The sequence below is a fragment of the Roseibium album genome, from assembly GCF_965233825.1.
Lineage (GTDB): Bacteria > Pseudomonadota > Alphaproteobacteria > Rhizobiales > Stappiaceae > Roseibium > Roseibium album.
In genome coordinates this window covers 2,601,376-2,614,200 of sequence record NZ_OZ247583.1, presented here as the reverse complement: position 1 = coordinate 2,614,200, position 12,825 = coordinate 2,601,376, and the positions used below count along the sequence as shown (strand labels likewise).

At 58.5% G+C, this 12,825-nt stretch carries 10 protein-coding genes; 6 read left to right on the top strand and 4 right to left on the bottom strand.

From position 1 onward, the window contains the following. Positions 1-47: 47 nt before the first annotated feature. Complete coding sequence (locus ACO6TI_RS12105; protein WP_422384999.1) at positions 48-473, top strand: RrF2 family transcriptional regulator; 426 nt, start codon at positions 48-50, stop codon at positions 471-473. A 2-nt stretch (positions 474-475) separates the two neighbouring features. Here the strand turns inward: ACO6TI_RS12105 and ACO6TI_RS12100 are convergent, their stop codons facing one another. From ACO6TI_RS12100 to ACO6TI_RS12085, 4 genes are all read right to left on the bottom strand, one after another. Further along, complete coding sequence (locus ACO6TI_RS12100) at positions 476-1,165, bottom strand: Crp/Fnr family transcriptional regulator (protein WP_029062316.1); 690 nt, start codon at positions 1,163-1,165, stop codon at positions 476-478. A 221-nt stretch (positions 1,166-1,386) separates the two neighbouring features. Beyond that, positions 1,387-2,184, bottom strand: a complete 798-nt coding sequence (locus ACO6TI_RS12095; RefSeq protein WP_196917118.1) for a ChbG/HpnK family deacetylase — start codon at positions 2,182-2,184, stop codon at positions 1,387-1,389. Positions 2,185-2,397: 213 nt separating this feature from the next. Then, complete coding sequence (locus ACO6TI_RS12090) at positions 2,398-3,885, bottom strand: ArnT family glycosyltransferase (RefSeq protein ID WP_422384998.1); 1,488 nt, start codon at positions 3,883-3,885, stop codon at positions 2,398-2,400. 19 nt (positions 3,886-3,904) lie between these two features. Further along, on the bottom strand, positions 3,905-5,065 hold the full coding sequence (locus tag ACO6TI_RS12085; RefSeq protein WP_104702244.1) for a glycosyltransferase: 1,161 nt from the start codon (positions 5,063-5,065) through the stop codon (positions 3,905-3,907). A gap of 389 nt (positions 5,066-5,454) precedes the next feature. On the opposite strand from ACO6TI_RS12085, the gene hisS reads away from it, so the two are divergent. From hisS to ACO6TI_RS12060, 5 genes are all read left to right on the top strand, one after another. Then, positions 5,455-6,921, top strand: coding sequence for a histidine--tRNA ligase (hisS, locus tag ACO6TI_RS12080; protein ID WP_422384997.1), 1,467 nt, complete (start codon positions 5,455-5,457; stop codon positions 6,919-6,921). Positions 6,922-6,924: 3 nt separating this feature from the next. Next, entirely contained in the window at positions 6,925-8,082 is a 1,158-nt protein-coding gene (locus tag ACO6TI_RS12075) for an ATP phosphoribosyltransferase regulatory subunit (RefSeq protein ID WP_422384996.1), read from the top strand. After that, positions 8,079-9,047: an ATP phosphoribosyltransferase gene (hisG, locus tag ACO6TI_RS12070; protein WP_055111050.1), complete on the top strand. Its 969-nt coding sequence runs from the start codon at positions 8,079-8,081 to the stop codon at positions 9,045-9,047. Before ACO6TI_RS12075 ends, hisG begins: the two co-directional genes overlap by 4 nt. 338 nt (positions 9,048-9,385) lie before the next feature. Then, positions 9,386-10,510, top strand: a complete 1,125-nt coding sequence (locus ACO6TI_RS12065) for a 2Fe-2S iron-sulfur cluster-binding protein (protein WP_108874702.1) — start codon at positions 9,386-9,388, stop codon at positions 10,508-10,510. Further along, positions 10,507-12,687 carry a mechanosensitive ion channel family protein gene (locus ACO6TI_RS12060; RefSeq protein ID WP_422384995.1) on the top strand — a complete coding sequence of 727 codons (2,181 nt, stop codon included), beginning with the start codon at positions 10,507-10,509 and terminating at the stop codon, positions 12,685-12,687. Before ACO6TI_RS12065 ends, ACO6TI_RS12060 begins: the two co-directional genes overlap by 4 nt. The last annotated feature ends 138 nt before the right edge of the window (positions 12,688-12,825 follow it).

Sequence of the window (12,825 nt, the reverse complement as noted above, 5' to 3'; positions counted from 1 at the left end):
CGGCGCTAAAATCAACATCTCTGATGAATGTTTTATGGAACCCAGCCATGCGCCTCAGTCAGGCCAGCGATTTTGCATTGAGAATTCTGATGGCCACCGGTCAGACGGACAGGCCGCAGACAGTAGACAGTCTGAGCACACAGCTCGGACTGGCCAAATCACATGTCATGAAAATCGTCGCCCAGCTTGCGCGGGCCGGATACCTGAAAACCACGCGCGGGCGCGGTGGCGGCATTCGCCTGGGACGCTCACCGGAAGAGATCCGGCTCGGAGATGTCGTCAGGCTGATCGAACCTGATCTGGGTGTCGTCGCCTGCCTCAAACCGGAGCTAACCGTTTGCGCCTTTCTGCCGCGCTGCGCCCTGAAGGGAGCCATGTCGCGCGCGGCGGAAGCCTTTCTGGACAGTCTCAATACCGAGACACTGGCCACGATCCTTGCAGGGACGCAACTGGCCAGTTTGCCGGGCAAGTAAACCTAAAGCGTGGACGCCTGCTCCAGGAATTCCCGGTCTTCAAGACAATAATATCCCGATATCCTGCTGATCGTCCCGGAACGTTTCCAGTCATTCAGCACGCGGCTGACATTTTCACGCGCCGCCCCGGCCATGTTGGCAATGTCCGCCTGGCTGAGCTTGTAGTGGATGAGCATCCGGCCATCGTCCAACGTTTTTCCGAAGGTCTCCGACAATTGCAGCAGGGTCTGCGCGACCCGCCCCGGCAATGGCAGGAAAGACCTTGCCGCCAGAACGTCATTGGCATGACGCAACCGTTTTCCAACAATCGACAGCATGTGGCGGTAAACCGCCGGGTGTTCATCGGAGAACCGCTGGAAGGCCGCCTTGTCGATGAAAGCGAGTTGAGCCTCTTTCAGCGCACTGACTGTTGCAGAGCGCGGGCGTCCGTCAAGCAGCGCCAATTCGCCGACAAGATCGCCCGGGCCAAGAACCGCCAGAAGTTGTTCGTCTCCCTCAACGGACAGGAGCGATACCTTCAACGAACCCTCCAGAACGGCATAACAACCGTTCCCCGGATCGCCGTTTTCAAACAATATTGTACCTGCTGCCAGTTTCATCGGCCTTGCGAGCCGGGATAACCCGACAGCCAAATCCGGCTCAAGCCCTTCCAAAGAAAAGCTGTTTTTCAAAAAGTCCTTGATTTCAGCCACACCTACCCCCTGCCAAAGGACGTTCACGACACATAAAATTTCCTGCCACGCGCAATCCTGTGATGTCCGTCACGTGCGTTCAAGAAAAAAATACCTATATCTAGAGTCATGGAAGCGGGGCTGCCCCTCCCCCCTTCCTGACCTCCACGAAAAACGGCTCTGTTCCCCGCAGAGCCGTTTTTTCGTTTCGTCGATCAAAATCCCGCGAACCGGCGGTTTTTTCAATTCAAAAACACATCCTTGCGGTCAATGGTCCGAAAAAACCTGTCACTGGCAAGGACCTCGTACTGGCATTCGCGGATTGCAATTTTTTTACGAGGTTCTTCCCGCATCAACCGATCGTCGGACTTTCCGGGGATCGCGGCGACGAAACTCCGGTCGTTCATCCCGTCGAAATGATTGAGGAGAAGCTCGTGAAGCTCCTCGACATTGCTGGTCTGTGGCAAAGGCTCCGCAGAGGGCAGAATTTTAAGATTGAATCCCTTTGCAAGACGCGCAAGACGCAAAGTCTTGAGGCCGGACCGAAGCGGTGAGATCACCAGTGGCGGCTGATCGAAATCCGCGCGCTCAATCGCCTTGAACACAATCCGGGCAATCGATGTTCTCGACAGCAATCCTTCGCGGACTGCGACAAAATCCGGTTGCCGCTGCATGAGCACCGAATAGCGCGTCAGCTGGGCAAGGGCCTCGTCCAGCAGGACTTCATCGGGCAGCAGACGGAAGAAAGCGCGCCTGTTGAGCTGTTCGCGGGTGAACATGCGATCTCCGCAGGTTTCCTGCATACGCGTGCTTACCGGCAGGACCCGATCGCCGCTGAAGGCAAGCGTAATACCGAAAAGCATGCGGTCTCCGACCTTCTCGGCAACTTCCTGAAGCGGTCTGAATTCGCGTGGCCAGAGTTCGGTGGTGACCAACGCACCGATGGCGCTCAGCCGGCCATTGACCGCAAGGTCGCGCAATGCGCGGTCAACGCCGAATGCGAGACCGTAATCCAGTGCACCAAGTGTTATTTGTTTCATCTAGTCTGACAGGCGGGTCGGTGATTCAATGTTTCACCCAATTCCCTGCGTCATTCGGGAGATCTTTGCAAGTCTGTTGCGCAGATTGAGGAGACTTGAATGCGAAACAGATGCCCATGTGTCCGGGTATTCGTCACGCCCCGAGTATTTCCCTGCGCCAGGTGGGCAGCTTGTTTCTCACAGTCAAACGGATTGCTCGGCTCCGCAAAACAACTACTTCTCCCGCGGCTCAAAAACCGGCGCCTTCAAACCATCAACCTTGTACACGACCAGTTCCTCCAGCGGCACGCCCTTCACCTTGCGTACCAGAACGGCAAGTTCCTCGACCGTTTCGAACGATCGTTGCAGGTCGCCGGCCTTGTCGCGCCGTTTTTCGGTGATGTAGAGACCCGGTTGCTCAAAGAGGGTATCGTCCGGATCAGGGGTCATGATGTAGCGGATGCGCTCGGTCACCTGAATGACAGGCAGTTTGTCTTTCATCAGAAAGTCGGTCTGCGCATTGAGGCCATAGCTCATGGTCAGGATGTAGGCCGCATTCTCATCTTCGGCCAGTTGTTCCACAGCCGCACCGATCTCGTCCCAACCGCGCAGCTGGAACGTCGGGTCCTTGCGGGCGAGTTGTCCCGTGACCGGATAAACGGCATGGATCTGCACCAGAACGGCGACGAATATTCCGATCGCGATTCCGGCAACTGCCACTTTTCGCCAGAGCAAGTGATCTATGCGCGGTGACGTCATGAAGACCGCTGCCATCATGGCAAATGCCGGAAAGAGTGGCGCAGGCCAGTTGGCCTGAACGCGGGAATGGAGCGAGTGATAGGACAGGTAAAGAAGGAAAGGCAATGTCGTCAGCAGGATCAGCGACGCAGCGTTGTCCCTTGCCCGGAAAGCTTTGAAAAGAACCACCACCCCTGCGGCAGCCAGGATGGCAATCAGGGGGTTCAGGAGCCCGATCAGGGCACCGAAATATTCAAAGACGTATTTCGTTGTGAAGCCACCGCTGCCCGCACGGCCGAACTGCTTGTAAAAACTCACCCACTCATGGACGTGGTTCCAGTAGAGCACCGGCGAAAAGCAAAGAAACGCAAGGGCTCCCCCCGCCCAGAGCTGCCAGGTGCTCCACCAGCGTCGTGCCTCCGGCACCCAGATGAGCCAAAGCACGATGCCGGCCCCAAGGAAAAGCAGTGAATATTTCGACAACAGGCCGAAACCGGCCATCAGCCCGACCAGCAGCCACCAGTTCGGATTTCTTGATACGGACAATTCGGCAAGCGTCCAGAATGTCAGTCCCCAGAAGACAACGGAGGGTGCATCAGGCGTTGCCAGGATGCCGCCGATCCCGATCAGCAGGCTGGTGTTCAAAAACAGAACGGCCCAGCCCGCTGTGCGTCGGTCGAACAGGATCGTGGCTGAGCGCCAGAGTGCAAGGGAGCCGATCAGGCCCGAGAAGACGACCACCGCGCGCACGGCCAGGACCGTGTCGCCGAAAATCGCCTGCCCGGCGGAAATCCACCAACCGATCATCGGCGGGTGATCGTAGTAGCTCAGGGCCGGAAAGAGCCCCCAGATGCGATAATACGCTTCGTCCTCGACAAGATGAGCATTGGCAGCAGCGAAAATCTTGAGTGCCGTCAGAAGACCGACAATCAGAACCAGTCCCGACGGCCGCAGGAAATACGGCAGGTCTTCGGTCTTTGCCACGTTAGGTCATACCCGCCGTTTACGATCTCCGCCAGGTGAGCGCGGAGCTGGCCGCGTAATTCCATACCGCTCCCATCACGGCACCTGCGGTTCCGGCAACCCACCAATAGACCGGGTCGGCGTAAATCAGGTTGGCGACGCCGACATTGGCGAGCACACCAACGGAGCAGACGGCATAGAAAGTCAGGAGACCGATCAGTGCCCTCACACCCCTGAGGCGCCGGTCACGGTAAGTCAGCTGATTGTTCAGGAAAAAATTCGATGTCATGGCAACGAAGGATGCTGCCGTCTGCGCCAGATTGAATTCCATCCCGCCCAGCAAAAAGAACCGCAGGGCGACCAGATGGACGAAAAGCCCGCTGGCGCCGACAAGTCCGAACATCAGAAAGCGGACGGAGACGATATCGCCGAAGTACTTGGCCAGCAGCAGACCGAAATAGTCCAGTGTCACCAGCGTGTCCAGCTTGCTTTCGCCATGCTGCCGTTCACGGAAGGTGAACGGAAGTTCCTTGATCTTCAGCGTACCGTTGGCGCTGGATACCAGATCGAGCAGGATCTTGAAGCCCTGGGGCGACAGACGCGGTGCGAGCGCCTCCGCCTTGTCACGGCGCACCATGAAGAAACCGCTCATCGGATCGCTCAAGGTCACGTTCAGGAGCTTTTGAGCCAGCCCGTTCGCGATATTTGAACCCCACGCGCGAATGGCGGACAGGCCTTCGCCGACAGTGCCGCCTTCCACCTTGCGGCTGGCGACAACAAGATCAGTGTCATCGGATTTGATTGCAGCAAACATCTTCGGCAGCAACGTCTCATCGTGCTGCAGATCGGCGTCCATGATGGCGACAAACGGCGCTGACGACGACAGGATTCCCTCGATGCAAGCGCCGGACAGTCCGCGGCGCCCGATCCGCCGGATAACCCGCACGCGCGGATCGACACCCGCGATCTTTCGGGCAACCTCGGTCGTTCCGTCCGGTGAATTGTCGTCGACCACGATCGCCTCCCAGGCAATGCCTGAAAGGGCCTTGTCGAGCAGATCGATGAGGATCGGGATATTGCCGGCTTCATTGAAACTGGGCAGCACGACACTCAGCTCTGCCGCACGCAATCCGGAAGCGTCTCGGGGTCTGTCCCAGCCTCCCTCATCCGTGCCTTGTGCAATGCTGGCTGCGCTTTCCATGTTTCAACCCTGTTCGTCTTCTTCATCCCGTCGATCGGGTGAAAGGACGTGCCGCTCGTCTGAAAATTTCGCGGACCATAGCCTTCCATGTGTTAAATACAAGCAAAGACGCGCCATACGCTGGCAAGTACACGTCCTTCATTGCTCGTTTTCATGGACCACGATGCCCGGTCCGCTCCTTTTACCCGTAAGTGTGATGCAAACAAGGCAAACCTGACGGCATTTCGCGGCCGGCAGAATAACCCCCGGGTCCGCTCCTCAGGATCCCGCCTTCGCGAACCTTGCTCTCAACTGCCGTTTCGTCTAGGACAACCGCAATTGTCTTAGCGCCGGTTGCCACAAACATGTGACAGCAATCGGCCAGGAACTCGCCGGGATCTGACGACTTCATGGCCAAAAAACCGAACAAACTGAAGGCCCGCCTGCCGCGGGGCTTTGTCGACCGCTCTGCCGACGACATCCGCGCGACGGATGAGATGATCAGCAAGATCCAGGCGGTCTACGAGCAATACGGCTTCGATCCGGTCGAAACGCCTGCCTTCGAATATACCGATTGCCTCGGCAAATTCCTTCCCGATACCGACCGGCCGAATGCCGGTGTCTTTTCGGTGCAGGACGAAGACGAGCAGTGGATGAGCCTGCGCTACGACCTGACCGCACCACTCGCCCGTCATGTCTCGGAAAACATCAACGGGATCCAGCTTCCCTATCGCACTTACCGCGCGGGCTGGGTGTTCCGGAACGAAAAACCGGGCCCGGGCCGCTTCCGCCAGTTCATGCAGTTCGACGCCGATACGGTCGGCGCTCCGGGCGTCCAGGCGGACGCGGAAATGTGCATGATGATGGCCGACACGATGGAAGCCCTCGGCATTCCGCGCGGCCAGTATGTCATCCGGGTCAACAACCGGAAGGTTCTCGATGGCGTTCTGGAGTCCATCGGGCTTGGCGGTGAAGAGAACGATGGGCGCCGTCTGACTGTTCTGAGAGCGATAGACAAGCTCGACAAGTTCGGAATTGACGGCGTGCGCCTTCTGCTCGGAGAAGGTCGCAAGGACGAAAGCGGTGATTTCACCAAGGGTGCCGCTCTAGAAGCATCTGCGATCGATACCATCGCGGATTTTGTATCCGGCACCGGCTCCCTGGAAAATGACGGCGTCACCGAACTCAATACGATGGCCGCAATGTTCAACGCCTGCGGCTATGCGGATGACCGTATCAAGATCGACCCTTCCGTCGTGCGTGGGCTGGAGTACTACACTGGTCCTGTCTATGAGGCAGAGCTGCTCTTCGATGTCACCAACGAAAAGGGTGAGGTCGTGCAGTTCGGGTCCGTTGGCGGCGGTGGGCGTTACGACGGGCTGGTCAAGCGCTTCACGGGCCGCGATGTACCGGCCACCGGGTTTTCCATCGGCGTCTCGCGTCTGATGACGGCGCTCAAGAATCTCGGCAAGCTCGGCACATCAGAGGTTGTCGCTCCTGTTCTGGTGACCGTGATGGACGGCGATGTCGACGCTCTCGGCCGGTACCAGAAAATGGTTCAAGAGTTGCGCGGCGCAGGTATCAGGGCAGAAATGTACCAGGGCAACTGGAAGAAATTCGGCAACCAGCTGAAATATGCCGACCGGCGCAACTGTCCGATTGCCATCATTCAAGGGTCGGATGAGCGGGAAGCCGGTGACCTTCAGATCAAGGATCTGATCGAAGGCAAGCGGTTGTCGGAAGAAATAACCGACAACATCACCTGGCGGGAAAGCCGGCCGGCGCAGATCACTATCAAGGAAGCTGACCTGGTGGAAACCGTGCGCGGCATTCTGGATGGCCAGGCAGACGATCGCAGACGTCAAGACGAGGGCTGAACAATGACGGCGGCTCAGACAACCGGGCTGGACCCGAACAAGATCGAAGCGGTTCTTGCTGCTTTCAGGGATGCGGGACATGAATTCGTTAACCCGCCGATCCTGCAGCCGGCAGACGTTTTTCTCGACCTGACAGGCGAAGACATCCGGCGCCGTCTGTATCTGACGCAGGGGAGCAACGGCACGGATCTCTGCCTGCGCCCCGATTTCACCATTCCGGTCTGCCGTCACCACGTGGCAACGGACAAACCCAGCCTACCGGCTGCCTACTGCTACAACGGCCCGGTGTTTCGCCAGAGGCCGGACGGGCTGGGTGAAATTCCCCAACTCGGTGCAGAAAGCCTTGGCCGAAAAGACACCGTGGAAGCCGATGCCGATCTGCTGGCCCTGTCCGTGAGTGCACTTCAAACATTCGGAGCAACGGGCACGTCCATTCGAATCGGCGACGAGACGCTGTTCGCGGCAGTCCTGTCCGGGCTGGATCTGCCGGCCGTCTGGAAGAGACGCTTGCGTGATCTGTTCGGTGAAACCGACAAGCTGACCGCCGCGATCGACCGCATGGCGGGAAGCGCTGCAGCGAATGACGACAGCCGGGATGTGCGCCTCGGTTTTCTTTCTGCACTGGAGGGCGCGGACCCGACGGCCGCCCATGCCGTTGTCGAGGACCTTCTGTCAATCGCCGGCATTTCAGCCGTCGGCGGGCGGACACCCAGCGAAATTGCCGACCGGTTCCTGGAACAGGCCGCCCTTGCAAGCGGCGGTCGCGGACATGCGCAGGCGGCAGTCACGCTTCGTGCCTATCTTGCCCTGAAAGCCGATGGCGACAATGCCGTTGCATCCCTGCGTTCGTTCGGTACGGACCACAGTCTCGACCTCGAAGAGCCGATTGCCGCCTTCGAGTGCCGCCTGTCGGCACTTGCAGCCAAAGGCATTGAACCTTCCCGGCTTTCGTTCGCCGCTGATTTCGGCCGCCGACTTGACTATTATTCCGGGTTTGTCTTCGAGATACACTCGGCCTCAGACCAGATCGCGGGACCACTGGTTGGCGGTGGCCGCTATGACAGGCTGCTGACCCTTCTCGGGGCCGGCGAAAACGTACCGGCCATCGGCTTTTCCATGTGGCTGGACCGGATCGCCGCCAGTATCGGGGCTGACTCATGAGCAAACTCATCATCGCCATTCCCTCCAAGGGCCGTCTCCAGGAAAACACCCACGCTTTCTTCGGGCGCGCGGGTCTGAAAGTTGATCAGCCCGGCGGCGCGCGCAACTATCGAGGTGCCATCAAGGGGTTGCACAACGTCGAGATCGCCTTTTTGTCGGCCTCTGAAATTGCCCGTGCGCTCTCTGAAGGCTCCGTTCATTTCGGCGTCACCGGACTGGACCTTGTCGAAGAGAATATCAGCGATCCGGCAAACAATGTTCACGTCGTCACGCCTCTCGGATTCGGGCCGGCCGATGTCGTCGTTGCCGTCCCGAAAGCCTGGATCGATGTGGAATCGATGGCAGATCTGAGCGACGTTGCCTCCGACTTCCGCAGCCGCCATGGTCGCCGCCTGCGTGTTGCGACCAAATACGTGAACCTGACGCGTGCTTTCTTCGCCCGGCACGGAATAGCGGACTACCGCATCGTTGAAAGTGCCGGCGCGACGGAAGGTGCCCCTGCTGCCGGATCTGCGGAGCTCATCGTCGATATCACCACCACCGGATCGACCCTTCACGCCAACAACCTGAAGATCCTTGCCGATGGCGTGATGTTGAAGAGCCAGGCCAATCTTGTTGCCTCTCTCAACGCCGACTGGAGCGTTACTGCACTCGCTGCAGCGAGAGCGATCCTGGACCGGGTGGCAGCTGAAGAAGCTGCGCGCGGCATCAGACTTGTCAAGGCAGTGGTCGATGACAGGACACAGGCGCTGAGATCAGTCAGCAAGGTCGGCGCGATCCAGCGTTTCTCCGAAAGCGATGACGCAAACCGTGTCAATGTGCTGTGCCCGAAGGACGCTGTCGCAGATTGCGCCCAGCTCCTGATCGAGGAAGGTGCAGACACTGTAACCGTCGAGACGCTGGACTACGTGTTTTCCAGAGAAAATCCGCTTTTCACACCTTTGAAAGAAAAGGTTGGCGGATAGCCCCGCCGGTCTCCGTTCCCCGTCAGAAGGTTTCGCCTTGAGCTGAATTTCCAGGTTCGACACCGTCTCGACCGGAGCCAGGGGCAAATCGAGGCACAATCCGGTCTTCCCGGGTCTTCAGTTTCAGCTGCCGGTTTACCGCTGCAGACATCACAACTGCCTCGCAACACTTTGAACGCCGAATACCTGCGCCGCATCCAGCATCCCGATGGAATACACACCGATAATGCATTAACAATCAAAGGGTACGAGGCTGAGGAGCGCGCTCACGGTCTCTCTTAGTTGTTTCGCATCAGGATGCGCCGGACAACGACCACGGGTACGAGGGGCGAAGTGGTATGACACTATTGAATAAACTGCGGATCGCGAGCGGTCTGGTTTTATTCGTGTTTGTGCTTGGACATCTGCTTACACTGGCATTCGGTCTGCGATCGATCGAGGCGATGGAAACGGCCGGTCGGTTCCTGATGGGGCCATGGACCAATCCGGTTGGCGGTCCGATACTTATGTTGTCCTTCCTTCTGCATGGGGCGCTTGGAATCTGGGCGCTCTTCTGGCGCAACAGATTGTTCTTCAACTGGGGTGACAGCATCCAGGCGCTGCTCGGCATTGCGATCGTGCCGCTCCTGCTGCCCCATATCATGGGGACGGTCGTCGGGCCGGCGATGACCGGAGCGACACCAAGTTTCAAATGGGTGCTTGCCGTCTACTGGATGTTCGTCCCGCATCTTGGAATTCAGCAGGTGATCGCCCTCATCGTCATCTGGATTCACGGTTGTTATGGACTGTTCCTCTGGATGCAGGTCCAAAACTGGTGGGGCCGGATCTCAACTGTTTCCTACCCGTTTGTCGTGATCGTTCCTGTTGCCGCCCTGCTTGGCTTCGTAGAGGCAGGCAAGATCCTGCTGGCGAACAGCGGAAATGCCGAATTCATGGCGCCAGTGCGCGAAACGGCAGCTTTGTATGGGCAGGTAGGCGATCAGCTTTGGCGAATTCAGGACCAGATATTGTGGGCGTATGCTGCCATTGTCGCAGTCGTTTTCGCGGCGCGTGCGGTGCGGGTGTGGCGCAAGCGGCCGATGGTCACGCTGAATTATGTCGACGGCCCGACGATCGTCCGGCCAGCAGGCCTCAGTCTTCTCGAGACCGCCCAGTCCAGGGATACCCCGCACGCCGCGTTGTGTGGAGCACGAGGCCGTTGCGGCTCTTGTGCCGTGCGCATTGTCGAAGGTGCCGGGAACCTGTCGCCGATCAGCCCGATAGAAGCCGAAACCCTGGCACGGCGATCAGCCGCTCCGGGGGACCGGCTGGCATGCCAGGCCATGCCTGTTGGTGGTTCCGTGCTTGTCGAGCCTTTGTTCTCGCCGGATATCACACCGATCGAGTACCAGGAATTGCTGCGCGGCGAGGTTCCGGACCCACCGGTTCCCGAGCCCGCCTCGGTGGGTGAGGGTTCGCAATGAAACGGTTTCTGATAGCGCTCGCATGTTTGTTTGCCGTTCAAATGATTTCGCCCGTCTCGGCACAAATGCCCTTGCCCGGATCCGGCTCAACAGAAGTTGAAGATACGGTCGCGGAACCTTCACCCAATGACATCAAGGAACTGGCCCGCCTTCTTGCCGACCCGACCATCGTCAACTGGCTGGAACAACGGGCCGACGCACTCAACGGAGAGAGCGCGCCGGAGAACCAGTCCTTCAGGGACATTGCGGCACAGGGGCTCGAGGCCGTCCAGGCAAGGGTGCGGCAGGTCGGTGTCGCCCTGACACTGTTGCCACAGGCACCGTCGATCATTTCCAGCACATGGCAACAGGAACTCTCACCGCGGGAACAGTTGAACCTTGTTGTTCTGTTGATCATTTTCGTTTTTGTCGGTGCAGGACTTGAGTGGCTCTACTGGCGCTACGCCGGATTTGTCCGGCGACGTATCGAGCTGCATCAATCAACCACCTATCTTGAAAAAACCCGCTCGGCGCTCACTCGCCTTGCACTGGTGTCGGGCGGTGCCTTCTGTTTTTCCCTGGGCACGATCGGCACGTTCGTCATTTTCGAATGGCCGCAAAACTCCTATGACTTTGTTCTGGAACTGCTGATTTCGCTTGTCATCATGCGGGCCATTGCGGCAATTGCGCTGTTCGCGCTTGCACCGCGCGTCGAAGCGCTCAGACTGGTGCCGCTCTCCCGGCAGGATGCGCGGCTTCTCTATCTCGGGGTCATGGTGACATCCGCCGTCATGCTGTTTGGTGGCAGTCTCGCAGAAACCATAGTGCTTCTGGGACAGAATGAGGCTGCAGGCCTGGCCATTGACATATCGGCCGCGGCCGCAACGACAGTCCTGGTCATCCTGCTGTTGTGGCTGTTATACGCGCGCAGCGAACGTCAGCGCCGTTTCATTCTGATGCCGGTCCTTGGCTCCTTTGTGGTGCTGATGCTCTTCATACTCTGGCTGATTGGTGCCTACAGCCTGGCAGGCACTCTGGCCGTCATTGCCCTGCTTGTGCCGATCGAGCGCATTCTGAGGCGGACGATCGAGCATGCTTTCAAGGCAAACAGGCCCGATCCGGTATCGGACGAGCCGGATGGAGACAGCGACGTGGAAGAGGAGGCGGATCACGGGATCTATCTTCCCGTTGCCATTCGCCTTGGCAGGTTCGTCGTCGTCGTCACGGCTGTTGTGTCAATCGGACTGTTTTGGGGTGTGCAGCCCTGGAACCTGTCAGCCGTGAATTCGACGCCGGCTCAGATCGTCCGAATCCTGGTTGACGTCATGGTGGCATTTCTGATTGGCGACCTCATCTGGACGGCTACAAAGACGGCAATTGACCGGCGCATGGCGGCGATGCCGAAACTTCAGCCCGGAGTGGCGCCAGGGCCGGAGGCGCGCATGGCGACGCTGCTGCCGCTGATCAAGAAAGTCGTGCTGGTCACGATTCTGGTCATGGTCGCGCTGATCGGGCTTTCATCGATGGGCATCAACATTACTCCGTTGCTGGCCGGCGCGGGCGTGGTCGGACTGGCGATCGGTTTTGGCGCCCAAGCCCTGGTTCGCGATATTGTCTCGGGCGTCTTCTTCCTGATCGACGATGCCTTTCGGGTCGGCGAATATATTGAAATGGGTGATTTGCGCGGCACCGTGGAATCCATGTCCATTCGCTCCCTGCAAGTCCGGCACCACCGGGGTGCAGTGCACACCATCCCGTTCGGCGAACTGAAGTCGCTCACCAATTACAGCCGCGACTGGGTCATGATGAAACTGGAATTCCGGGTGCCTTTCGACACCGATCTCAAACTCGCCAAAAAGATCGTTAAACGCATTGATGCCGAATTGCAGGACAACCCGGAATACGGGAAGAATTTCCTGCAGCCGCTCAAGTTTCAAGGTGTCCGGCGGATGGAGGAATTCAACATGGTCGTCGGCGTAAAATTCATGACCAAACCGGGTGAGCAATGGACCATCAGGCGCGATGCCTATCAACGCATTCGGGATGAATTCGAAAAGGCGGGCATCAATTTCGCACAACGAAACGTCAAGGTTGAAGTCATCGGCGCAGAGGACATGAGCGAGGAAACAAAGGAACAAGCCACCTCTGCAGCAATGGACGCCATTGAACAACAGGTTGACGAACCAACCGGGTCATAAGGCCGATCCGCATCTTGGGGACGCCGCGCACAGGCGCCGAGAATGCTTTGCAATGTCACGTGATCCTGCGCATTTCCTAAGGAGACGAAGCTGCCGCGTCGGCGTTCACAGCCTGCCATGCTGTTGCGAAGCAGACCG

Coding starts and splice junctions, on each gene's coding strand:
- ACO6TI_RS12105 (WP_422384999.1), top strand. CDS start 48: ATGCGCCTCAGTCAGGCCAGCGATTTTGCATTGAGAATTCTGATGGCC.
- ACO6TI_RS12095 (WP_196917118.1), bottom strand. CDS start 2,184: ATGAAACAAATAACACTTGGTGCACTGGATTACGGTCTCGCATTCGGC.
- ACO6TI_RS12085 (WP_104702244.1), bottom strand. CDS start 5,065: ATGGAAAGCGCAGCCAGCATTGCACAAGGCACGGATGAGGGAGGCTGG.
- hisS (WP_422384997.1), top strand. CDS start 5,455: ATGGCCAAAAAACCGAACAAACTGAAGGCCCGCCTGCCGCGGGGCTTT.
- ACO6TI_RS12075 (WP_422384996.1), top strand. CDS start 6,925: ATGACGGCGGCTCAGACAACCGGGCTGGACCCGAACAAGATCGAAGCG.
- hisG (WP_055111050.1), top strand. CDS start 8,079: ATGAGCAAACTCATCATCGCCATTCCCTCCAAGGGCCGTCTCCAGGAA.
- ACO6TI_RS12065 (WP_108874702.1), top strand. CDS start 9,386: ATGACACTATTGAATAAACTGCGGATCGCGAGCGGTCTGGTTTTATTC.
- ACO6TI_RS12060 (WP_422384995.1), top strand. CDS start 10,507: ATGAAACGGTTTCTGATAGCGCTCGCATGTTTGTTTGCCGTTCAAATG.